The organism is Rhizobium leucaenae USDA 9039, from assembly GCF_000426285.1.
In the GTDB taxonomy this organism is placed as follows: domain Bacteria; phylum Pseudomonadota; class Alphaproteobacteria; order Rhizobiales; family Rhizobiaceae; genus Rhizobium; species Rhizobium leucaenae.
In genome coordinates this window covers 33,890-56,055 of the sequence record NZ_AUFB01000020.1, presented here as the reverse complement: position 1 = coordinate 56,055, position 22,166 = coordinate 33,890, and the positions used below count along the sequence as shown (strand labels likewise).

Sequence of the window (22,166 nt, the reverse complement as noted above, 5' to 3'; positions counted from 1 at the left end):
GTGATCACATCTTCTGCTGGGGGACGTAGACGTAGTCACTCTGGTCGAACGTCTTGATGTTCTTGGCATCGTAGGTCTTGGGCGTGACGAAGATCTTCTTCGGCAGCGGATGACCCTTCATCAGAAATTCGTCGACGGCACGGATGATGTTCCTGCCTTCTTCCTTGGCGCCCGTATCGACCGTCGCCGCGAAGTCGCCCGTCAGGATCGCGTCGTTGGCCTCCTTCATGTTCTCGTAGCCCACGATCGCGACCTTGCCGTTCAGGCCCTTGGCCTTGAGTGCCTGCAGTCCGCCGAGTGCCATCTCGTCATAGAGAGCGACAAGCACTTGGATGTCCGGATTGGCCGTGAACATGTTTTCGGTCACCGAAAGGCCCTGGGCGCGCACCCAGCCCGCTGGCTGCTGAGCCACGATTTTGAAGTTCGGATGCTTCGAGATGATCTCGTTGAAGCCCTTCATGCGCTGGCTCGTGTGGGGACCGGGTAGGCCTTCGAGGATGCCTACCTTCACTTCCTTGTCGCCATAGGTGTCGACGAGCCACTGGGCCTGCGCGCGGCCGCCGTCCGACTGGTCGTAGCCGATGTCGCTGACATAATACGGGTTGTCGGCGACCGGGGAGTTGAACAAGAAAATCGGGATGCCCGCTTCCGTCGCGCGACGGATGGACGGCAGGAGAGCGCCTTCGTTGTATAGCGCGACCGCTATGGCATCGACACCATCGTTGATCCAAGCCTCCATGGTTCTAATCTGGTCATCCGTGGCCGACTGACTGCTCGGAGCCTGAACGAGCAGATCGATCGTGTCCGCGCCGCCGCGCTTGTCGATCTCTTCCTTCACGCCTGCAAGAACACGCTGATAGTAGGTGTCCATAGCGGTCGGAAGGAAGCCAACCTTCAGAGGGCGGTTGTCCTTCTTGACCGGCTTCATTTCCTGACCTGTCGGCTTGATATCCTTGTTCATCAAGATCCCGGGAAACACTGCATTGTAGTCGGGATCCTGCGCGAACGCGGGGCTGAAGCTGACGGTCGCCATCAGGCTGAGAGCGGCGGCAAGCACGGTACGTCGTTTGAAAATTGTCACGAGGTTCCTCCCTTGTTGTGACAAGACACACTCCTCCCGTCCGCGGGACGATCCCGCGGAGGAATTCATTGAAGCGATGAAATCAAAGGCTCAGAGGCCAGGCGCGATGGTGAAAACCATCCGGATGGGATTGGAGCCGTAATTCAGGCACTGATAGCTGACGCCCCCTGGCAGGAAGAACGCCTCCCCGTCGCGGACGTGGAATGTCTCGTCGCCATCGGCGACGTAAAAAGTGGCCGGTCCTTTAAGGATGTAGAAGATCGCGTCGCCCTCGTGGCTGTTCGGTTCGCTCGCTCTGGGACCAACGCCGCCGACCGGGATCACGATCTCTCCGACGTGCATGTAATCGTTGGTCACGCACAGCTCCATCAGGACAGGATGATCCTGCCCGAAGATGAGATTCACCCGATCCTCGCGGGCAACCTTCACGAGGTCACCCTTGGTCCTTGCCTCGGCGCCATCGACCGGATAGTTCGCAAGCTTTTTCAGGCTCATTCGGCAGCCCTCCGTTCGGACTTGAAGAGACGCGTTGCACCGAAGTAGCCAGTAGGCGGACCCTTCTCGTCCCAAATCCGGGGCGCTATGCAGAAGAGGATGACCGCTGCCTTGTCAGTGAAGTTGTAGCCGCGATGCGGCACGCCCATCGGTATGAGGATCGAGTCCCCCGGCCCCATCCGCTCGGTCTGTCCGGTTTCCGGGTTAAGCAGGTGCACCTCGCCCTCGAGGACGTAGTAGACCTCGTCCCCCGCATGGATGTCAGCGGGGTCGAAGTTGCTGCCCGGTGCCAGCTGATAGATGCCCGTGGTCATCTTGTCGGTGCTGGCAAGCAGGTAGTTCAAGTCGCTCGAATAGGGCTTGTTGCCCGTATAGATGAACATCTTGAAGCGGTCCGCCGTCAGATGATGGGGTCTCTTCTCGTCCGGCGGGAACGGAAAGTTTCCAAAGTATGCGGGAATGGTCATTGCGGCAGCCTCAGGTTCTCAGTTCGGAGAGCAGCGCCTTAAGGAGACGCCACGTGGCTTCGACGGTGGTGTGGTTGAGGCGTTCGCGCGTCGTGTGGACGTCAAACGCCTCCGGTCCAATCGAGAGCATGTCGATGTCCGGCACCTTCTTGCGGAAGAGACCGAGTTCAAGGCTCGAATGCGAGACTTCGACGTGCGGCTGCTCACCGAATTCCCGCTCGTATGCCGCACGTCCGGCCGCCAGCATGCGGGACTGCGGGTTGTACGGCCACTCCGGGCAATCCGCGAATGTCTCGACCGATGCGCCCAGCCCGATCACTTCCGAAAGCTGCCGGATGCGATCGACGATGTTGTAGCGGCGCGAGCTGACCGCACTCGGGATCGTCGAGGTGATCTCGATGCGCTCCTGGTCGTTGGAGATCAGTGCGACGGTGTTGGAGCTCTCGACGAGGTTGTCGACAATAAGGCTGCGGCTCTGGACGCCATTCGGCAGCAGGCACATTGCGTTGACCGCGCCCGTTGCGACCTTCTCCGAGAAGACGGAAAAGAACAGGCCCGGGTCTTCCTCAAATGTGATCTTCAGGTTCGGATCGCTTGTCGAGTATTCGGCCGCGATGGCTGCAGCCTCCGCTTCGATCTTGCTGCGCAAAGCCCCCGATACGGAGCGGTCAAAACTGATAAGCGCTTCGGCTTCACCAGGAATGACATAGCGGTTCACGCCGCCCTCAAGTTTGGCGATGCTTATGTCACCTTCCTTGATCGCGAGGCGGAGCAAGCGACCGAGCAGTACGATCGCGTTCGCCCGCTCGAGATGAATATCGAACTCCGAATGGCCGCTGCTAAGGCCCGATACACGCAGCCGCGCAGCTTCTTGTCCGTTAGGACGCTCGGACCATTGCAGCGGGATTCTGAAGTGCGCGGAGATGTCGCCGGCGCAGCCTGCGAACAGCGACTTCGGGTCATGCCAGTTCATGTCGAGCAGGCGCTTGCCTGTCAGTTTCGTGCCGTCGAAATGCTGAGCGCCGCCTTTGCCGACTTCCTCCTGGACGGTCAATACCACTTCCAGCGGCGGATGCGGGATGTCGTCGGAAGCGAGAAGCGACATGGCGAACGCAACGCCGACCGTGTTGTCGGCGCCGAGCGTGGTCCCGGTTCCATGGATGAAGTCGCCGTCGAGGCGGAGCTTGATGCCTTCGTTCTCGAAATCATGCTCGACCCCTTCATCGCTTTCGCAGACGATGTCCGTATGGCCATGCAGGATAAGCGTCGGGGCATTCTCGTAACCGGGCGTTCCAGCCTTCTTGATGAGAAGGTTCCAGATTTCGTCTTGATAGACCTCAAGACCGCGGGCACGGGCAAAGTTAGCAATATGGTCGCTAACCTGCTTCTCGTTGTAGGATCCGCGCGGGATTGCGCTTAGCTCCTCGAAGAAGCCAAAGAATACCGCTGGCTCCAGACCAGCCAGGACAGAATTGGTTTGAGGGTGCACGACTTTGTTGGCAGATACGCTCATCTGCTTATCCTCCCTTTGTGAACATTGGGCAGTACTTTCCCGTCTTCGGAATCGCGTTCCAAAGGATAATCGTATGATTGTACTGCGCTTCGCTTGGACCTACCCGGGTGAGTTCCTTCCAGTCACCCCTGGAGCCGAACCTTGTTATTTTCGGAATTCAAATTCAAACGCATATTTTGGCGAAATAGATGAGCAATTTTCATCTGAACTTCGCAATGCATGCGCTAACGAATACATTAATGGGGATCGACATGGCGTGCGCAAGTGGCGGTGCGCGAATTCTGCTCAATGCAACGCTGAACTTTACTTATCGGCGAGCAGTCTGCTTACTCCAAATGAGCGTGGATCGGCTCGTATCTCGGAACGACGCCTGCCATCAAGCCATGAACCTTTTCCGCTCGGCCACATCTCGCGCTCGTTTGGTGATCTTAATGGTCTCAAGCCCGACCAGCATGTTGACTCCGTTCCAAATTGGATTAATGTATACGTTACCGGATGCGACGACGTACGCATTCGCGGTTTACTCGTTGGGAGGAGTCCAATGAACGTAGAAATTCGCAAGCCAGTTCGTAGCCTGATGGTAGTCGCCGCCCTCGCTCTCAGCGCATCATATGCGCCCAGCGCGTTCGCGATCGACATCTATCAGCAGATCAAGGATATCGAGAGCCATCCGGCCAAGGGACCGAACGGCGAAGAGGCTACGCTCGCCAGCGATCTCAAGCTGTCGCCAGACGAGATCGAGAAGATCAAGGCCAAGCACGCCAAGGCTGCCATCGTGATGCACTATACGGCGTCCGACTGGGCGAAGGCCCAGATGGCAGGACAAAAGAAGGCTCTTGAAGAGCTTGGCATCGAAATCGTAGCCACGACGGACGCAGGCTACCGCGCCGAACAGCAGGTTTCCGACATTGAGAGCGTCATGGCCCTCAAGCCGGACGTTATGATCACCGTCCCGGCCGAGCAGTCTGCCACGGCAGCAGCCTACAAGAAGGCTGCGGCTGCAGGGATTAAGATCATATTCCTCGACCAGACGGGCGCCGGAATGGTTGCCGGGAAGGACTACGTCAGCCTGGTTTCCTCGGACAACCGCGGCATGGGCAAGGTCGCCGCGCTACTCATGGCCAAGGCTCTCAATGGCAAGGGGGATATCGGCCTGATTCCGCACGCTTCTGACCTCTTCGCCACGAAGGAGCGCCTCGTGGGCTTCAAGGAAGCAATCAAGGATTACCCAGATATCAAGGTCGTGCAGGAAACGGGCGTCGGCGGTCCGGACTTCTCCAGTGAATCCGAGCGCGTAGCCTCCGCGATGCTGACCGCGCATCCGAACCTCAACGGCATCTGGGCGGTATGGGACGTTCCGACCGAAGGCGTGCTCTCGGCAGCGCGTGCGGCAGGCGCCTCCAAGGATCTCGTGATCACGACGTGCGATCTGGGCGTGAATATCTCGCTCGACATGGCCAAGAAGGGCTATGTGAAGGGTACGGGCTCCCAGCGTCCGTATGGCGCAGGTTATGCCGAGGGCATCCTTGCGGGATACGCTCTCCTTGGAAAGGACGCACCTCCTTACGTCGTGCTCCCTGCGCTTGCGGTTACTCGCGACAACCTGATCGAGGCATGGCCGCAGTCGAACGGCGACCAAGCTCCGAAGATCCTCACCGACGCAATGAACTAAAGGTGCGCGGGAGCGACTCAGGTCGCTCCCCGTCCCCAGGCGGCGGACAACGACCATGAAACCTCAATCAATCACCGAAAGCGTCGCGGCCGTAAGGATGAGCGACGTCCGGAAATCGTTTGGCGGCGTGCACGCATTGCGCGGTGTCAGCCTGACGATCCAGCCTGGAACCATCCATGCGCTGGTCGGGGAAAACGGCGCCGGCAAGTCTACCCTGCTTAAGATCCTTCAGGGTGTCGTCACACCGACAGAGGGATCCATTGAGGTCTTCGGCGAGCACATGTCGTCGAACACTCCAGAGAACTCCCGCAGGCTCGGCATTGAGATGATCTTCCAAGACCTTAGCCTGATCCCCACGCTGTCGGTTGCCCAGAACATCTTCCTGAACCGCGAGCCCCGCCGCCTGTCGATCTTGGTCGACGAGCGCCGGGAAATCGCACAGGCAGCAGAAATCATCAGACAGCTCAATCTCAGGGTTGATCCCCGGACACCTGTTTCCGAACTCAGCCCTGGCCAGGCCCAGCTCACCGAGATCGCGAAGGCCATCCACCAGAAGGCCAGGATCTTGATCCTCGACGAACCGACCTCGTCGCTGAGCGCACAGGAAGCCGACACTTTGTTCGGCATGTTGAGGAAGCTCACCGCCGCGGGAACAGCCGTAATCTACGTATCGCACCGCATGACCGAGATCATGACCATCGCGGACGAGATCACGATACTACGTGACGGTCAGAACGTGACTTCCGGAAGGACTTCAGAGTTCACGCTTGACTCGATCGTGCAGCACATGGTCGGCAAGCGTGTTACGGGCTTCCAGTACCAGGCGCGCCCCATTAACCGCAGCGACAATCCAGCGCTGACCGTGCGTGGCCTTTCCGGGCCCTCAGGAAAGCCCAGCGATGTCAGCTTCGACGTTCACAAGGGCGAGATCGTAGGGATCGCGGGCCTCCTGGGCGCAGGCCGGAGCGAACTCGCCCGCCTCCTCTTCGGCGTCGACAAGAAGACTGCGGGAACCGTGGAGCTCAGTGGGAGGGCCGTGGAATTCAAGTCGCCTTCGGACGCGATCAAGGCTGGCATCGTGCTCGTTCCCGAGAGCCGGCACGACGAAGGCCTCGTCGTCGAGCATAGCGTCGGCGAAAATCTCGGCCTGCCGCAGATAGACCAGCTCGTCCGCGGCCCCTTCATCGACCGTCGGCGGGAAGGTTCGTTGACGTCCGATCTCATCAAGCAACTTAGGATCAAGACGCCCTCTGCGGAAAACAAGGTGAGGAACCTTTCCGGCGGAAACCAACAGAAGATCGTCATTGCGAAGTGGCTGGCTACCAACCCTTCGGTCGTCATCCTCGACGAACCGACGGCGGGCGTCGACATCGGCTCCAAGTCCGAAATCGTCGAACTGATCCGCAGCGTCGCCTCGTCCGGCAAGTCTGTCATCGTCATCTCGTCCGAGCCAGCCGAGTTGCTGGCAACTAGTGACCGAATCCTCGTCATGAACAACGGACGGCTCGCGCGCGAGATCGAACGCGACGAAATCGAGAGCTGGGCCACCAGTGCTGGCGATGAAACGCAATCTCCGCTGATCCGCACCGAACTCGGTCTGCAGGTCGCGATTCAGAAGGCAACCCAAAATGTCCACTGAGGTCAAAGTTTTGAAGCCAGCGGCTGACTCACAATCTCTCCGCAGACCCTGGCACAGCAACTGGCGCGATTACGTCGTCTATATCGGCTTCGTCGTCATCTTCATCGTGTTTGCGATCCTGCTGCAGGACCGCGGTTTCCTTTCTTCGAATAACCTGCTGAACATCCTTCGGCAGACGGCGATCGTCGCGATCGTATCCATGGCGATGTCCTTCGTCCTCTCCGCAGGCGAAATAGATCTCTCCGTCGGCGCGATCGCTGGACTGTCATCCGTGATCGCTGGCCTGGTGCTGACGCATTATGGCCTTGTCCCTGGCATTCTGGCGGGTTTGGCGCTCGGTTTGCTGGTCGGCGCGATCAACGGCGGCCTCACAGCTTACCTCAACATTCCGTCGTTCCTAGTGACGCTCGGCATGATGGGGATCGCGCGCGGCGTCGGAATGTGGGTGAGCGGCACCTCCCCTGTTCCGATCATCGATGACACGTTCATCTTCATCTTCGGCTCCGGCAACATCGGCCCCGTTCCCGTGCTCGTCCTATGGGTCGCCGTTCTCGGCACGATCGCCCACATCGCGCTGCGCAAGACTCCATTCGGCCGCAAGGTGATGTCCGCAGGCGGCAACGCGATCGCAGCCCGCTACAGTGGCGTTGATGTCCGAAAGATCAAGTTCCAGGTGCTGCTGCTTACCGGAACAGCCGCGGCGATCGCGGGCATGCTCTATGCCGGACGCCTGCAGTCGGGACGCTTCCAGCTTGGCGAGGGCGACGAGCTGTCCGTCATTGCAGCCGTGGTGCTTGGTGGGACGAGCCTCTTCGGAGGACGCGGAACCGTGATCGGCTCCATCGTCGGCGCCCTGCTCATCGGTGTCATCAACAACGGGCTTATCCTTGGCGGTCTCGACTACAGCCAGCAGCTTATCGCACGCGGGATGCTCATCATCCTCGCAGTCGCGGTCGGCCGCAGCCGCTAACCATAACAGATATTCAGGAGGAATATTTCAATGCGAGTAATAGTGACAGGCGGAAGCGGCAAACTTGGCCGGGCCACGATCAAGGATCTTCTCGAGAACGGTCACGACGTCGTCAACGCTGATACAGTCGAGCCGCAATCGAACACGTGCCCGTTCATCAAGGTCGACTTCGAGGACATGCGGGCGACCATGGAGGCCATCGCTGGCTACGATTGGAATCACGACCGGGAGACCGATGCCGTAGTGCATCTGGCCGCCGTCCCGATGCCGGGCCGTGTTCCCCCGGCCGAGGTCTTCCGGGTGAATACGATCTCGACCTTCAACGTGTTCGAATCCTGCAGGCTGCTCGGCATCAAAAACATTGTCTGGGCATCAAGCGAGACGCTGCTCGGCATCCCTTACGCGATCAAGCCGGACTACTTCCCCGCCGACGAGGAGTATGAATCCCGCCCCGAAACGTCCTACTCGCTCTCCAAGCACCTCGGCGAGGAGATGGCCAAGCAGTATTGCCGCTGGGACAAGGATCTCAAGATCGTCTGCCTCCGCTTCTCTAACGTCATGGACGAGAGCGAATATGAGGGCTTCCCGGACTTCGAGAAGGACCCAGGCAGCCGTCGCTTCAACCTGTGGACCTACATCGACGCGCGCGACGGCGCGCAGGCCATCAGACTCTCGCTTGAATGGCAGGGTACGGGTGCTGAAGTCTTCATCATCGCTAACGACGATAGCGTGATGAGCACGTCAAACGAAGAACTCGTGGCCAAATGGTATCCGGGCGTTCCGTTCAAGCGTCCGGCCCACGGGACCGAAACCTTGCTTTCGATCGAGAAGGCTACGTCCGTTCTCGGATATAAGCCTGAGCACAGTTGGCGCAGATATGCCGAAGGCTAAGCAAACCAGCCAGACCAGGGGGAATCACATGGCGTCGACCAGTCAATCCGAAACGGCCGAGATCAGGGAGGAATCCTTTGCGAAAACTATGACCGCGACGGCTCACCTTAAGCTTCGGCAGCTTATCTTGAACAACAAATGGCCGCCGGGCTTCCAGGCAACCGAGCAGGAGGTCGCTTCTCAGCTCGGCATGAGTCGCACCCCTGTCCGCGAGGCGCTCATGCGCCTGCAGCAGGACGGTCTCGTTTCTGTGATCCCCCGCCACGGCATGCGTGTTCTTCCCGTGTCGACGGCGGATATGAAGGAGATCTACGAGATCCTCACGTCCCTCGAAAGCACCGCGGCCGAACTCGCCGCCGGGCGCGGCCTTTCCGACGAGCAGCTTCATGGTCTGGAAAAGGCGACCGCCGACATGGATCACGCATTGTCGGAAGACGATCTGGAAGGCTGGGCGCAGGCCGATGCGCGGTTCCACGAACAGCTCTTAGAGCTGGGCGGAAACCAGATGCTGAAGTCGGTGGTGCTCAACTTCATCGACCGGGCACATCGCGTTCGGATGCTGACTTTGAAGATGCGTCCGAAGCCCGTGAATTCCACGCGCGAACACGCCGCTCTGGTGGAGGCAATTCGCGCAGGAGACCGCGAGAAGGCCAGAAACATTCATAGGGCGCACCGCGAGCGTGCGGGCACGGAACTGCTCGCGCTCCTCGAACGCCTCGGGCTCAATCATCTTTAGAATAGGCTGAATAATGTCATCCCTGAAAAACTCGTTCAAGATCGCAGTCCTTCCTGGAGACGGTATCGGCCGCGAGGTCATGCCCGCTTGCCTCGAAGTCATCGACGCTGCCGTCAAGGCGGCTGGCGCACCACCCATGTCCTTCGAAACCCATCAGGCAGGCGCACAATTCTACGCCGAGTCCGGGGAAGCCCTGCCCGCGAGCGCTCTTGAAGCATGCCGCAAAGCCGATGCAATCCTTTTCGGCGCCATGGGCTGGCCAGACATCCGCTTCCCTGATGGCACGGAGATCATTCCCCAGCTCGACCTGCGCATGGAGTTCGGCCTATTCGCAGGGGTACGCCCCATCCGCTGGTTTCCGGGACTTCCGAAGGTGTTGTCAGATCCGCGTGCAGAAGGGATCGATTTCGTCCTTGTCCGCGAACAGACCGAAGGACTGTTCTACGCCCGAGGCCGCGGTGAGATCCGGGACGACCAGGAAGCTTACGACACGATGCAGATCACCCGCGCGGGTACCGAGCGGGTCACCGAATTCGCCTTCCAGCTCGCCGCGCAGCGCAAGCGCCGTGGGAGGCCCGGTGTTGTTACCTGCGTGGACAAGGCCAACGTCTTCAGCTCGATGGCCTTCTTCAGGAAGATTTTCGACGAAGTGGCAGAGAAGCATCCGGACGTCCAGAAGGACTACGCCTACGTCGATGCGCTTGCGCTCAACATGGTGAAGAAGCCCTGGGCCCTCGACGTTCTTGTGACTGAGAACATGTTCGGTGACATTCTGTCCGACCTCGCAGCCGGACTGATCGGCGGCATGGGAATGGCCGCCTCCGCCGACATCGGCGAGCACTACGGACTGTTCCAGCCCGCTCACGGAACGGCGCCCGACATCGCCGGGAAAGGCGTCGCCAACCCCAGCGCCATGATCCTGTCGGGAGCAATGATGCTCGACTGGCTGGCGGTGAAGCATTGCGAGCCGAAACTTGCTGATGCCGCGCGTCTTATCGAGGCTGCGGTCGAGCATACCCTCTTCACGAAGGCCGCGGTTCCCATGGAGTATGGCGGCACCGCCAACTGCGCGGACATGACCCGTAGCGTCATCGGCGCTCTCGGTGCGGTCCGAAAGGAGGTCGCATGAGCGCGCCTGCTTCCACCGGATTCGTCGTTATCGTCGAATTCATCGTCAGCGGCGAGTTCGTGGCGAACTTTCACACGGCGATGATCGAGAACGCGGCAGCATCGCTCCGAGACGAGCCGAACTGCGAAGTGTTCGACGTCTGCCGCGACCCCAAGCGGCCGGAGCGCATCTACCTCTATGAAGTCTACGGCTCGAAGGCCGATTTCGATTTCCACCTGAAGACGCCGCACTTCCTCGACTTCGACCAGACCGTTCGCGACTGGGTCACAGAGAAGAAGGTCGAGACCTTCGAACGCGTCTCGTCAGCAAAGAAGGAGCAATTCTGATGTCCGGTATCAAGGCGATTGTCTTCGATACATTCGGCACGGTCGTGGACTGGCGCGGCTCGATCATTCGTGATCTCACCGCATGGGGAAATACACAGAATATTAGGGTCGACTGGGCCAATCTCGTTGACCGCTGGCGTGAGCGCTACAATCCGCAGAAGGCGCGCGTGCGTGGCGGTGAGCTCCCCTGGACCAACCTCGACGAGCTTCATTTCGACGCCCTTAAGGCGGTCTTTGGCGAAATGGGACTTGCCGAGCTTGATCAAGACCGGATGATGCACATCAACAAGGTCTGGCACCGCCTCGAGGGCTGGCCCGATGCCTCACGCGGTCTCCACAGGCTGAAGACAAAGTTCATCATCGGGCCTCTGTCGAACGCCAACGTCGCCATCCTGGTCAACATGGCAAAGCACGCAGACCTCCCGTGGGACAATGTGTTCTCCTGCGAGCTGTTCCAGCACTATAAGCCCGACCCCGAGACCTATCTCGGCGTCTGCAAGCTCCTTTATCTGGAGCCGGACGCCGTAATGATGTGCGCAGCGCACAACTACGACCTGGCCGCCGCGCGCAACCTTGGTCTTAGGACCGCATTCATCGCAAGGCCCACCGAATACGGCGAGGGTCAGACAACCGACCTGACGGCCGAGCAGAACTGGGACTACGTCGCCGACGATATCGAAAACCTCGCTCGGCAGCTCGGATGCTAGAAGAGAGAAAGACAATGCAGACTTACAAGATGTTCATCGACGGCCGGTGGGAAGACGCTGCCAGCGGAGAGACGTTCGAAACGAAGAACCCTTTCAATGGCAAGGTCTGGGCAGCGATCCCGAAGGGCGGCAAGGAAGATGCCGAGCGTGCGGTCGAGGCAGCACACCGGGCCTTCACCAGCGGTCTGTGGCCGAAGTACACCGCCAGTGCGCGCGGCCATCTGCTGCGCCGTCTCGGCGATCTCATCGCTGAGAGTGCTGAGCACCTGGCGAATATCGAGGTGATCGACAACGGCAAGCTCATCAACGAGATGCTGTTCCAACTCAAATATATTCCTCAATGGTACTACTACTTCGGCGGCCTTGCAGATAAAATCGAAGGCGCGGTCGTTCCAATCGACAAGCCGGACACGTTCAACTTCACCCGAAACGAGCCGCTCGGGGTCTGCGTCGGCATCACGCCGTGGAACTCCCCGCTTCTGCTGCTTGCGTACAAGCTCGCGCCCGCGCTCGCGGCTGGCAACACGTTCGTGGCCAAGCCATCGGAGTTCACCTCAGCATCGACGCTCGAATTCGCGAAGCTTGTCGAGAGGGCAGGATTCCCGGCAGGCGTCTTCAACGTCGTTACAGGGTTCGGCGTGGATGTCGGCGAGACGCTGACCACGCACAAGCACGTCGCCAAGATCGCCTTCACAGGCAGCGAAGGAACCGGGCGCAAGATCGGTGAGCTCGCTGCACGCAACTTCAAGAAGGTTACGCTCGAGCTTGGCGGCAAGAGCCCGCACATCGTGTTCGACGACGCCGAGATCGACAACGCGGTGAACGGGGTCATCTCAGGCATTTTCGCGGCAACCGGCCAGACCTGCATCGCGGGTTCGCGCCTTCTCGTCCAGCGCAGCATCCACGACCAGTTCCTCGAGAAGATCGTCAATCTCGCCAAGACGGCGCGCATGGGCGACCCGCTGTCGACGAACACGCAGGTCGGGCCGGTAACAACACCGCCTCAGCTCGAAAAGATCCTAGACTACATCGAAATAGCGAAGAACGAAGGTGCTGAGTGTGTCCTTGGCGGCGGTCGCCCCAGCAATCCGGAGCTGTCCAACGGATGGTTCGTCGAGCCTACGATCTTCTCCGGCGTCCGCAACGACATGCGGATCGCGCAAGAGGAAGTCTTCGGTCCCGTGCTTTCGGTAATCCCGTTCGACACCGATGAGGAAGCCGTGCACATTGCCAACGACACGAACTACGGCCTTGCCGCCGGGTTCTGGACGCAGGACATGCGCCGCATTCTGAAGGTCTCGGCAGCCATCCAGGCGGGCACCGTCTGGGTGAACACCTACCGCGTCATCAGCTACATGTCGCCGCTCGGCGGTTACAAGCACTCCGGCATCGGCCGCGAGAACGGCATTGCCTCGATCCAGCAGTACATGCAGACGAAGAGCGTGATGATCTCGACAGCCGAGGACGTTGCCAACCCCTTCATCATGAGGTGAACCATGACAGTCTCCGGAAAGCTGCTTGTCGGCTGCGTAGCCGACGACTTCACGGGTGCGACCGATGTTGCCAACATCTTTGCACGGGGTGGGTTGAAGACAATCGTCGTCATTGGCATTCCGGATGACGATCGGCAAATCCACGCCGACGCGATCGTGGTCGCGTTGAAGACGAGAACGATCGATCCCAAAGCGGCCATCGAGGAGTCGTTAAGCGCCCTTCGCTGGCTTCGCGGACGGGGTGCGGAGAAATTCTTCTTCAAGTACTGCTCGACCTTCGACTCTACCACCCAAGGCAACATCGGCCCGGTGACGGACGCCATGCTGGCAGAGTTGGGCGAGAACTTCACGATCGCATGCCCGGCGTTTCCAGCAAACGCACGCACGATCTACAAGGGCAACCTGTTCGTCGGTGACGTTCCGCTGAACGAGTCCGGGATGCGGAACCATCCGCTCACGCCGATGACCGATGCCAACCTCCTGCGGGTGCTTGCGCCGCAGACGAAAGCAGTGGTCTCGGGCTGCTACTACGATACCGTGAAGCTCGGCGCCGCAGCCATCCGAAAATGGCGCGAGGCAGCAGACAAGGGCGCGCCCCAGATCGCGGTGGTTGATGCGATAAGCGATGACGACCTCATCGAGATCGCATCCGGGTTTGGGAGGCTTAAGCTCTTCACCGGCGCATCCGGTCTCGCCTACGGCCTGACGCGTGTCTTTGATCAGGACCAGAATCGCTGCGAGAAGCCACTCCCCCTCGGCAAGGGCGGGCATCGCGCGGTCATCTCCGGGAGCTGCTCCGTCGCAACTAACGACCAGGTTAAGACAATGCTGGCCGATCACGAGGGATTCCGCATCGACGTTGCAAGCCTTGCTGAAGGACGCGACGTCGTCGGCGAGGCTCTCGACTGGTCGTCCAAGCGGCTCGGCCCGAAGCCGCTCCTGTTCTATGCCACCGCTAAACCAGACGAAGTGAAGGCAAACCAGAGCAGGCTAGGTGTCGCTGAGTCCGGCGACCTGGTCGAGAAAGCCCTGTCGGAAATCGCACGCAAGCTTGTCGAGAACGGAGTGAACGAGCTGATCGTCGCCGGCGGCGAAACCTCGGGCGCGGTCGTGAAGTCGCTTGGCGTCGACCAACTTGCTATTGGGAACGAGATCACTCCCGGCGTTCCTTGGGTCGGCGCGACCAGCAATGGACGGCAACTTTCCTTAGCACTAAAGTCTGGCAACTTCGGTGGCCCGCGCTTCTTCATCGATGCATGGGATCGCCTCTGATGGTTGCAACGATATCCGAAGAAACAAAAGTCCGTGACGAGATCGTCGACGTTGGCAAATCTCTCTTTGACCGTGGTCTGACAGCTGGGTCGACCGGCAACATCAGCGTCCGACTCTCAGATGGTCGCATGCTCATGACACCAACCAACGCGTCGCTCGGCGGCCTCGACCCCGCAAGACTCTCGCTGTTCTCCGCGGACGGCATTCACGAGAGCGGGGACAGGCCGACAAAGGAGGCGTTCCTTCACCAGTGCATGTACTGCGGCAAGGACGGGCGACGCGCTGTCGTGCACCTGCATTCAACCTATTCGGTGGCCGCCAGCGTTCTCAAAAAGGTCGATCACCGAGACGTCCTGCCCCCATTGACCGCCTACTACGTGATGCGCGTCGGCGCCCTGCCGCTCGTGCCGTACTTTCCTCCCGGAGACCAAGCCTTGGCGGCGGCGGTGGGAGCCGCCGCCGCGGATCATCATGCAGTGCTGATGGCAAACCATGGCCCGGTCGTCGCAGGGAAGACACTCACCGACGCCCAATACGCAACGGAGGAGCTTGAGGAAACGGCCAAGCTCTTCTTGCTGCTGCAGAACCACGAAATCCGACCGCTCACGGAGGAGCAGAGGAGTGCCCTAATCGATCCGTCGAAGTGACCGACCGGAGGGGCGGCACTAAACCGAAACACCAAGAGGAGGACGCATGATGGAACGGGCAGACAACCCGCCGATAGCCGGCATTGTAAAAGTGGGCGAGGACGCCGAGGATAGCTTGTATAAGAAGGTGACGCTGAGGCTGCTGCCAATTCTGCTTGCCTGCTACACGATCTCATATCTCGACCGCATCAACATCAGTTTCGCGAAGATACCGATGAATGCCGAGCTGAATTTCAGCGAAGCGGTGTATGGCCTGGGCGCCGGGCTGTTCTTTATTGGCTACGCTCTTGCGGAAGTGCCAAGCAACCTCATGCTTCATCGCTTCGGAGCGAGACGATGGCTCGCGCGAATCCTCTTCACCTGGGGCTGCATCTCGATGGCGATGCTCTTCGTGTACTCGGAAGCGTCATTCTACGTTTTACGAATCCTGCTCGGCGTCGGCGAAGCTGGCCTCTTTCCGGGCGTGATTTTCTATCTGCTCAATTGGTATCCCGCGCATCGCCGGGCGCGCATCACGTCACTTCTCTATCTCGCCGCTCCATTCGCAGGCGTCCTGGGTGCTCCAGTTTCCGCCTTCATCATCGCGGGAACGCATGGAGCTTGGGGCATGTCGGGATGGCAGTGGATGTTCCTTTTGGAAGGCCTTCCTGCGGTGCTGATGGCAATCGTGGTCTTTAAATGGCTGACCAACAGCATCGAAGAGGCTTCCTGGCTCTCGACGTCCGAAAAGAAGACGCTACGCGGCAATCTCGACGCCGAAGACACGCGCAAGCACGATATCAACTTTAAGGCAATCTTCTCCGACAAGGGCGTACTGCTCTTGGCTGGGATATTGTTCGGTATCGTTCTGTCCCAGACGGGCGTCTTCTTCTACATGCCCTCGCTCATCCGAAACGCTGGCGTGACCGATACCATTCAACTCGGCATCCTATCAGCGGTACCTTATGGCGCCGCGGTCGTTGTGATGTTGATCGTCAACCGCCATTCGGACCACGTCGGCGAACGGCGCTGGCACCTGTTCGGTAGCTGCGTGCTCGGCATCGCTGGCTTCATCGTCAGCACCATCTTCAAGGCGAACATCGTCATGGTTGTCCTCGGCATGAGCATGGCGATCAGCGGTGTGATGGCATCGCTACCCGTCTTCTGGACGCTCCCGACCGCGATCCTCAAGGGCAAGGCAGCCGCAACAGGTATCGCGTTCGTGAACAGCATCGGCCTTACCGCTGGGTTCGTCGCGCCCTTCATCATCGGCTACCTGACAACCCTGACCGGAAGTCCGGATGCGGGCATCTACCTCGTAGCCGCCGTCTGGGCGGCCACCGCGCTGATCGCGCTGATGTTCGTGAAACCCAAGACTGTCTGAAATGAATGGCCGGACGGAAGCGTCCGGCCACACACAAGGAGATTTTGAGATGCCAGATTTCAAGGACGTAAAGCTTCTCGGTTTCGACGTGTTCGGCACCGTCGTCGACTGGCGAGGCAGTGTGGCCCGTCACGTCGACAAGGTCTTTTCCTCCCAAGGCATCGTACTCGATCCGTACAAGTTCGCGAGCGATTGGCGCTCTCTGTACCAGCCGGCGATGGAACGAGTGCGTACGGGTGAGCGCTCCTGGGTGCCCCTTGACGTCTTGAATCTGGAGAATCTGAAGGTGACTCTGGCCTACAGCGGCGTCGATGCGACACGGTTTACAGCGCAGGGCCTCAATGATCTCAACAAGGCCTGGGAAAGACTCGCCCCCTGGCCGGACTCGGTCGCGGCGATCGACCGCCTCAAGCGGAAATTCGCCGTCGGTACAATCTCGAACGGACACGTAGCGGGTATGCTGTGGCTCTCTAAATTTGCCGAATTGCATTGGGATGTCATTCTGGGTGCGGAGACGGCGAAGAACTACAAGCCACGCCCCGAAGTCTATTTCAGGTCGGCGGAGAGTGCCGGCCTATCAATCGAGGAGACCGCCATGGTCGCCGCGCATAACGACGACCTTGAAGCTGCGCGAGGGTGCGGAATGAAAACCGTTTTTGTCCGCAGGCCGACCGAACATGGGCCGGATCAGACGACTGATCTAGTGGCCGACGACGAGTGCGACATAGCTGTCAAGGATCTGGCGGAGCTCGCCGATGTCCTCGAATGTTAACATGACGGCGCTTGAGTTGCGACGCTTCGCCTTGGCGTCCTACTGTTGAGCCAGCCACGATAGGAGATTGTCTCATGAAAATTCTCGTAACTGGAAGCAGTGGAAGAGTCGGACGGGCCGCGATTGAGCGCCTCCTTGAAGAGGGGCATCAGGTTATCGGGATTGATGAGGTACCATCGTCGGACACCAGATGGCCATTCGCTCGCGTTGATATGCGGGATTACGGCCAGGTTTTGGACGCGGTCGTTGATCTCGAACCGAAGATTGATGCGATTGTTCATCTTGCTGCGATTGTGGGCGCGAGCGTCGCTCCGAGCACACACATATTTCACACAAATACCGCCATCAGTTACAATGTTTTCCAAGCGGCAAAGATCGCAGGCGTCAAAAACATTGTTTTTGCAAGCAGCGAGACCCTGCTTGGCATCCCTTTTGCCGAGCCACCGCCCTACTTCCCGGTCGACGATAGCGTCACCTCAAAGCCGGAAAGTAGTTACGCTCTGTCCAAACTTGTGGACGAAGCCGTCGCAGCCGAGTTCTGCCGTTGGGATCCTTCTCTCAAGATGATTGGTCTGCGGTTCTCCTGGGTGAAAGAACCCCACCAATACAATGAGTTCAAGGCTACCGAACAGAATCCAGAACTTCAGAAATGGAACTTGTGGTCTTACGTTGACAGCCGAGACTGTGCCCAGGCTATTTCGCTTGCATTGAACTCAGACCTCAGCGGGTTCCACCATTTCGTGATCGCAGCAGATGATACCGTAATGGCTCGGCCAACACGTGCCCTTGTGGCCACTTACTATCCCGATGTTCCGATCCAAGGACAAATTGGCGAGCATGGCAGCCTTGTTTCAAGCCAGTTGGCCCAAGACATTCTTGGATATCGTCCCAGATACAGCTGGCGCGACGGTCGAACGGAAGTTTCTTAGAGGCTGGACGTTCAGCGGCTCTTCGAGCACGCCGGGCTGGTGGATTCTTTGCACCAGCGGGGTTTTCAAGTTGATTCCGTCCGGTTCATATAGGTTCGCCGTTTCGTGTATTGATGGGATGGGGAAATAGACGTGACTTTAAGTTGGGCAGAAGAAGCAGTTTCGGCGACGACGTCCGCTTCCACACAAGATGTTTGCAGCTCCGCTACTTTTAAACCGGAGACAGCCGACTTCAACTCCGAGCTTCACGCTCGGCCATCGATATATTTCATCGGTCCGGCGATCGTCGAGCACGTTGCATTCATGCCTTTGGATGGGGCGATCGAGGAGTTTCACGATACCCTTGAAGTCGATGGCGAGATTTCAGTCAGGGTCGAACGGCATACTGAATTCGTGACGGTCACACGCCTACGGAAGTTGGACTCAGACCCCGAGCGTTGGCCCGAATCCGATCTCACGGAAAGTGATCTTGCGCGGCTCGCAGGATTGAACTCTCCTCGGCTTATTTGCCACGTAAGTATCCTTGCCCTCGGGAACTCTCCTGACGAGCTGGGACCGGTTTTGAAAACCTTCGGTTTCGGCGATACGGCTGCGTCCTCGATCGGCGGTGGATCGGCACAAGTCTGCTCCGATTTTCGCGTTAGACCGGACAATTCAAGCAGGATCATCCTGTTCAACAAGGACCTGAACGCACATCGCCTGGGGCGCATGGTGCGCCGTATCTTTGAGATCGAAACCTACAGATCAATGGCGCTGCTCGGATTGCCGGAGGCGCGACGGCTTGCCCCGCTTCTCGGTGGATATGATGCGGAGCTCGTTCAGCTGACCAATCGCAACTTGAGCACGCCTACACAGCAGCACAAGCGGCTGCTTGACGAGATCACGGTTCTTTCGTCGCATATCATTTCCGCCACCGCTGAAACCAGAAACAGGTTCGGAGCAACCGCTGCCTACGCCAAAATCGTGGAAGAACGGATTGCCCTCCTACGGGAAACCCATGTCCCCGGCTTCCAACGTTTCGGCACCTTCGTCGAGCGGCGCTTCAAGCCCGCGGTTCGTACATGCGAAGCGACCGCGTTGAGGCTCGAGCATCTATCAAGGGCTACGATGCACCTACTCGATCTGCTACAAACCCGAATTCAGGTCGAGATCGAGTTCCAGAATGCCACACAGATCCAGGCAATGGCTGAGCGAGCTGCGACGCAGGTCAAGATCCAACGTGCGGTCGAAGGCTTTTCGATCATCGCCATCAGCTACTATTTGCTGAGCTTGCTGAAGTTTTTATATGAGACAGCTGACCACGCAGGGTTCCACATCGATCCGGTGATCATGCTTGTCGCTGTTCCAGTGGTTGTGGGAGCTGTTGCAATCACCATCCTCCGCGTCAAGCATGCTTTGAAAGCAGAGAACTAGAGCTGGAGGCGGTGCTCTGAGAGCTCCAAACTGGAGCAGTACGACCCGCCATGCCGGCAGTGTCGTCCGGCAGAACGCGCGTGAGCAAACGTCCCCCGTCGAAGTGAGGCGCTATTTCCAGCCGCTAGTATGTGAACAGCACCAACAACAGCGCCTCAGTTGCTATCGACGTGGTGGTGTATCAGATACTTATTTTTGTGAGTGGGTCCTTCCACAATCGCTGAAGCGTTGGCGACCTCAGCTTTCCAGCCGGTACCGAAGGGACGAGCGCGGTGAAAGCTCATAGCGAGATTTGAACGAGCTGCCGGCCTATGACGGCAAATTCTCGGCAAAAATGACGTCGAACGGTAAAGTCCGGTTTGGCGCAACCGGCCGTACGCCTATAATGGAGGCAACCATCTCGTCAATGACGGCACGCGCAAATGCCTCGACCGGCAAGCAGAGGACACAAGTGATAATGCCGTCAATCAGTGCGGATCGCGTCGCACCGGTAAGGTCGTTGCATACGACGACCGGCCGCAGCCCACTGCCATGACTTCGAATTGCCTGAATTATTCCATCCCGTCCGCCACCTGCATCATAGATAGCCGCGAGATCGACATGTCGATCAAGGAGGCTTGTTGTGACTTCCCGAGCCACCTCTGGGTCGTCAAGATTCACGATTGTCTCAAGCAGCCGGGCCTCTTCCCCAATGTCCCGGAAGTAGGATCGAAATCCAATCTCACTGAGCTCTTGGCCCCGGTATCTATGGCTTCCTACCAATGTAGCGATCTTGCCTTCGGCGCGGGCCATCTTCGCGATGATGAACGCACCCGTGCGGCCTACCTTGCGGCTATCTAGACCAATATAGCCGGTAATCCCTCGCGCTGAAATTCCAGACAGTAGGGTGAAGACCGGCTTACCTCGGAGATTCAGTTCATCGACCGCTTGCACGACAAGCGGATGTTCGATCGCCACACACGCGACTGCGTCCGTCCTGATTCCGACCTCTGAGATTTTTTCCCCCAGCGACTTCGCGGAGATATCATCCACGAAAACAATCTCGACCTTTCCGTTAACCTCAGGCCTGCATGAAAACTCTCGACGAAGAACAGCAGCGACGTTCTGATAGAACGGATCCGCCTGTTTCTGAAGCACGAAGCCAAGTCGGACGTTTGCAATCCTCGCTGTCGCCCGGCGCCTTATGAGAGGCAAGGCATGATAGCCGAGATGCTCCGCCGCCTCTCTTACGCGATCGACCGTTTCCTTTCTCACAGGGGCTCTGCCGTTGAGAACTCTATCGACCGTTGCCACGCCAACGCCTGCAAGTCTTGCGATATCGGCAGCTGTCGGTCTTGGTTTTGCCGCCAATTTCAGCCTCCTTCCTAAAGTGGGCCCAGCCGGCGACAGGATTTCGCAATCTCGTAGGATTCGCAAGCCGCATTCATGATGAAATCATCATCACAGTCCATGGGTCCATGATGAGTTTGATAGAAATTATCATACTCGCGTTGAGGTTCGGATAACGCTCGCATATCCTCGGCTCGTCTTGACTGGAGGAGCAGTATGCCAAAAGCGAAGCGAAAGCGCGATTACAGCCTTTTAGGCGAAAGCGGACGCACCGCCGTCGAGACGGGGCTGGCGGCAGCCGAATGGTATCACACCGATATTCCGCGCAAGGAGATGAAGGCGCTGATGCAGCGCTCGGATGCACCGGCGATCCGTGACACCATCATCTGGCTCGGCAGCATGGTGGTCCTTGCCGGGCTCGGCATCTTTTTCTGGGGCTCATGGATCGCGCTGCCCTTCTTCCTCGCTTATGGCGTGCTCTATGGCTCAGCCTCCGACAGCCGCTGGCACGAATGCGGCCATGGCACGGCCTTCAAGACGCGCTGGATGAACGATGCCATCTATCAGATCGCCTGCTTCATGATCATGCGCAATCCGGTGACCTGGCGCTGGAGCCATGCTCGCCATCATACCGATACCGTCATCGTCGGCCGTGATCCCGAAATCGCCGTCATGCGGCCGCCGGATCTTCTCCGGCTGGTCCTCAATTTCTTCGGCATTCTCGACGTCTGGCACGCGCTCATCGACATGCTGCGCAATGCCTTCGGCTCCCTCAGCGCCGCGGAAAAGACCTTCATTCCTGAGATGGAACAACCGAAGGCGATCCGCTTCGCCCGCATCTGGCTCGCAATCTATGTCGCGACGATCGCAACCGCCGTCGCAATGGGCTCGATCCTGCCGCTGATGCTGATCGGCCTGCCGCGCCTCTATGGCGCCTGGCACCATGTGCTCACCGGGTTGCTGCAGCATGGCGGTCTTGCCGACAATGTGATCGACCACAGGCTGAACAGCCGCACGGTCTATATGAACCCGGTCAGCCGCTTCATCTACTGGAACATGAACTACCACGTCGAACATCACATGTTTCCGATGGTGCCCTACCATGCGCTGCCCAAGCTGCATGCGATGATCAAGCATGACTTGCCGGCACCGAACCCGTCGATCTGTTCCGGCTATCGCGAGATGATCCCGGCCTTCCTGCGCCAGTTGCGCAACGAGGACTATTTCCTGAGGCGCGAACTGCCGGCAACCGCTCGGCCCTATCGCGAAGAATTCCACAACGAACTGGCCCCTGCGGCACAATAATCACGATCGAGGGAGGA

At 58.8% G+C, this 22,166-nt stretch carries 21 protein-coding genes; 16 read left to right on the top strand and 5 right to left on the bottom strand.

Annotated elements, in window-relative coordinates:
• Nucleotides 1–4: 4 nt before the first annotated feature.
• The 4 genes from K290_RS0124645 to K290_RS0124630 form a co-directional block, all read right to left on the bottom strand.
• On the bottom strand, nt 5–1,081 hold the full coding sequence (locus tag K290_RS0124645) for a sugar ABC transporter substrate-binding protein (RefSeq protein ID WP_028754321.1): 1,077 nt from the start codon (nt 1,079–1,081) through the stop codon (nt 5–7).
• A gap of 90 nt (nt 1,082–1,171) precedes the next feature.
• Nucleotides 1,172–1,576, bottom strand: a complete 405-nt coding sequence (locus K290_RS0124640; protein WP_028754320.1) for a cupin domain-containing protein — start codon at nt 1,574–1,576, stop codon at nt 1,172–1,174.
• Nucleotides 1,573–2,043, bottom strand: a complete 471-nt coding sequence (locus K290_RS0124635) for a cupin domain-containing protein (RefSeq protein ID WP_028754319.1) — start codon at nt 2,041–2,043, stop codon at nt 1,573–1,575. Before K290_RS0124635 ends, K290_RS0124640 begins: the two co-directional genes overlap by 4 nt.
• Nucleotides 2,044–2,053: 10 nt before the next feature.
• Nucleotides 2,054–3,556, bottom strand: a complete 1,503-nt coding sequence (locus K290_RS0124630) for an aminoacyl-histidine dipeptidase (RefSeq protein WP_037136194.1) — start codon at nt 3,554–3,556, stop codon at nt 2,054–2,056.
• Nucleotides 3,557–4,097: 541 nt separating this feature from the next.
• On the opposite strand from K290_RS0124630, the gene K290_RS0124620 reads away from it, so the two are divergent.
• The 15 genes from K290_RS0124620 (at nt 4,098) to K290_RS0124550 (ending at nt 19,515) form a co-directional block, all read left to right on the top strand.
• Nucleotides 4,098–5,228: a substrate-binding domain-containing protein gene (locus K290_RS0124620; RefSeq protein ID WP_028754316.1), complete on the top strand. Its 1,131-nt coding sequence runs from the start codon at nt 4,098–4,100 to the stop codon at nt 5,226–5,228.
• Nucleotides 5,229–5,283: 55 nt separating this feature from the next.
• A complete protein-coding gene (locus K290_RS0124615; protein WP_028754315.1) occupies nt 5,284–6,867 on the top strand; it encodes a sugar ABC transporter ATP-binding protein in 1,584 nt (527 codons plus the stop codon).
• A complete protein-coding gene (locus tag K290_RS0124610) occupies nt 6,857–7,837 on the top strand; it encodes an ABC transporter permease (protein WP_028754314.1) in 981 nt (326 codons plus the stop codon). The genes K290_RS0124615 and K290_RS0124610 overlap by 11 nt, the downstream gene beginning before the upstream one ends.
• 30 nt (nt 7,838–7,867) lie before the next feature.
• Entirely contained in the window at nt 7,868–8,728 is an 861-nt protein-coding gene (locus K290_RS0124605) for an NAD-dependent epimerase/dehydratase family protein (protein WP_028754313.1), read from the top strand.
• A 28-nt stretch (nt 8,729–8,756) separates the two neighbouring features.
• Entirely contained in the window at nt 8,757–9,464 is a 708-nt protein-coding gene (locus K290_RS0124600) for a GntR family transcriptional regulator (RefSeq protein ID WP_028754312.1), read from the top strand.
• A gap of 13 nt (nt 9,465–9,477) precedes the next feature.
• Entirely contained in the window at nt 9,478–10,593 is a 1,116-nt protein-coding gene (locus K290_RS0124595) for an isocitrate/isopropylmalate dehydrogenase family protein (protein WP_028754311.1), read from the top strand.
• Nucleotides 10,590–10,919: a putative quinol monooxygenase gene (locus K290_RS0124590; RefSeq protein ID WP_028754310.1), complete on the top strand. Its 330-nt coding sequence runs from the start codon at nt 10,590–10,592 to the stop codon at nt 10,917–10,919. The genes K290_RS0124595 and K290_RS0124590 overlap by 4 nt, the downstream gene beginning before the upstream one ends.
• On the top strand, nt 10,916–11,626 hold the full coding sequence (locus tag K290_RS0124585) for a haloacid dehalogenase type II (protein ID WP_081670430.1): 711 nt from the start codon (nt 10,916–10,918) through the stop codon (nt 11,624–11,626). The genes K290_RS0124590 and K290_RS0124585 overlap by 4 nt, the downstream gene beginning before the upstream one ends.
• Before the next feature lie 14 nt (nt 11,627–11,640).
• Nucleotides 11,641–13,119 carry an aldehyde dehydrogenase gene (locus K290_RS0124580; RefSeq protein WP_028754308.1) on the top strand — a complete coding sequence of 493 codons (1,479 nt, stop codon included), beginning with the start codon at nt 11,641–11,643 and terminating at the stop codon, nt 13,117–13,119.
• A gap of 3 nt (nt 13,120–13,122) precedes the next feature.
• The gene (otnK, locus tag K290_RS0124575; RefSeq protein ID WP_028754307.1) at nt 13,123–14,391 is read left to right on the top strand and encodes a 3-oxo-tetronate kinase; all 1,269 of its coding nucleotides are present in this window, start codon (nt 13,123–13,125) and stop codon (nt 14,389–14,391) included.
• On the top strand, nt 14,391–15,038 hold the full coding sequence (otnC, locus tag K290_RS0124570) for a 3-oxo-tetronate 4-phosphate decarboxylase (RefSeq protein WP_028754306.1): 648 nt from the start codon (nt 14,391–14,393) through the stop codon (nt 15,036–15,038). Before otnK ends, otnC begins: the two co-directional genes overlap by 1 nt.
• A gap of 46 nt (nt 15,039–15,084) precedes the next feature.
• Nucleotides 15,085–16,401: an MFS transporter gene (locus K290_RS0124565; RefSeq protein ID WP_081670429.1), complete on the top strand. Its 1,317-nt coding sequence runs from the start codon at nt 15,085–15,087 to the stop codon at nt 16,399–16,401.
• 49 nt (nt 16,402–16,450) lie between these two features.
• The gene (locus K290_RS0124560) at nt 16,451–17,173 is read left to right on the top strand and encodes a haloacid dehalogenase type II (protein WP_028754304.1); all 723 of its coding nucleotides are present in this window, start codon (nt 16,451–16,453) and stop codon (nt 17,171–17,173) included.
• 74 nt (nt 17,174–17,247) lie between these two features.
• Nucleotides 17,248–18,102: an NAD-dependent epimerase/dehydratase family protein gene (locus K290_RS0124555; protein WP_028754303.1), complete on the top strand. Its 855-nt coding sequence runs from the start codon at nt 17,248–17,250 to the stop codon at nt 18,100–18,102.
• 132 nt (nt 18,103–18,234) lie between these two features.
• Nucleotides 18,235–19,515, top strand: a complete 1,281-nt coding sequence (locus K290_RS0124550) for a DUF3422 domain-containing protein (protein ID WP_028754302.1) — start codon at nt 18,235–18,237, stop codon at nt 19,513–19,515.
• Between the two features lie 309 nt (nt 19,516–19,824).
• Here K290_RS0124550 and K290_RS0124545 read toward each other — a convergent pair whose 3' ends face one another.
• Nucleotides 19,825–20,865, bottom strand: a complete 1,041-nt coding sequence (locus tag K290_RS0124545; protein ID WP_028754301.1) for a LacI family DNA-binding transcriptional regulator — start codon at nt 20,863–20,865, stop codon at nt 19,825–19,827.
• 195 nt (nt 20,866–21,060) lie between these two features.
• Between K290_RS0124545 and K290_RS0124540 the strand changes: the two genes are divergently transcribed.
• The gene (locus K290_RS0124540; RefSeq protein ID WP_028754300.1) at nt 21,061–22,149 is read left to right on the top strand and encodes a fatty acid desaturase family protein; all 1,089 of its coding nucleotides are present in this window, start codon (nt 21,061–21,063) and stop codon (nt 22,147–22,149) included.
• Nucleotides 22,150–22,166 lie beyond the last annotated feature (17 nt).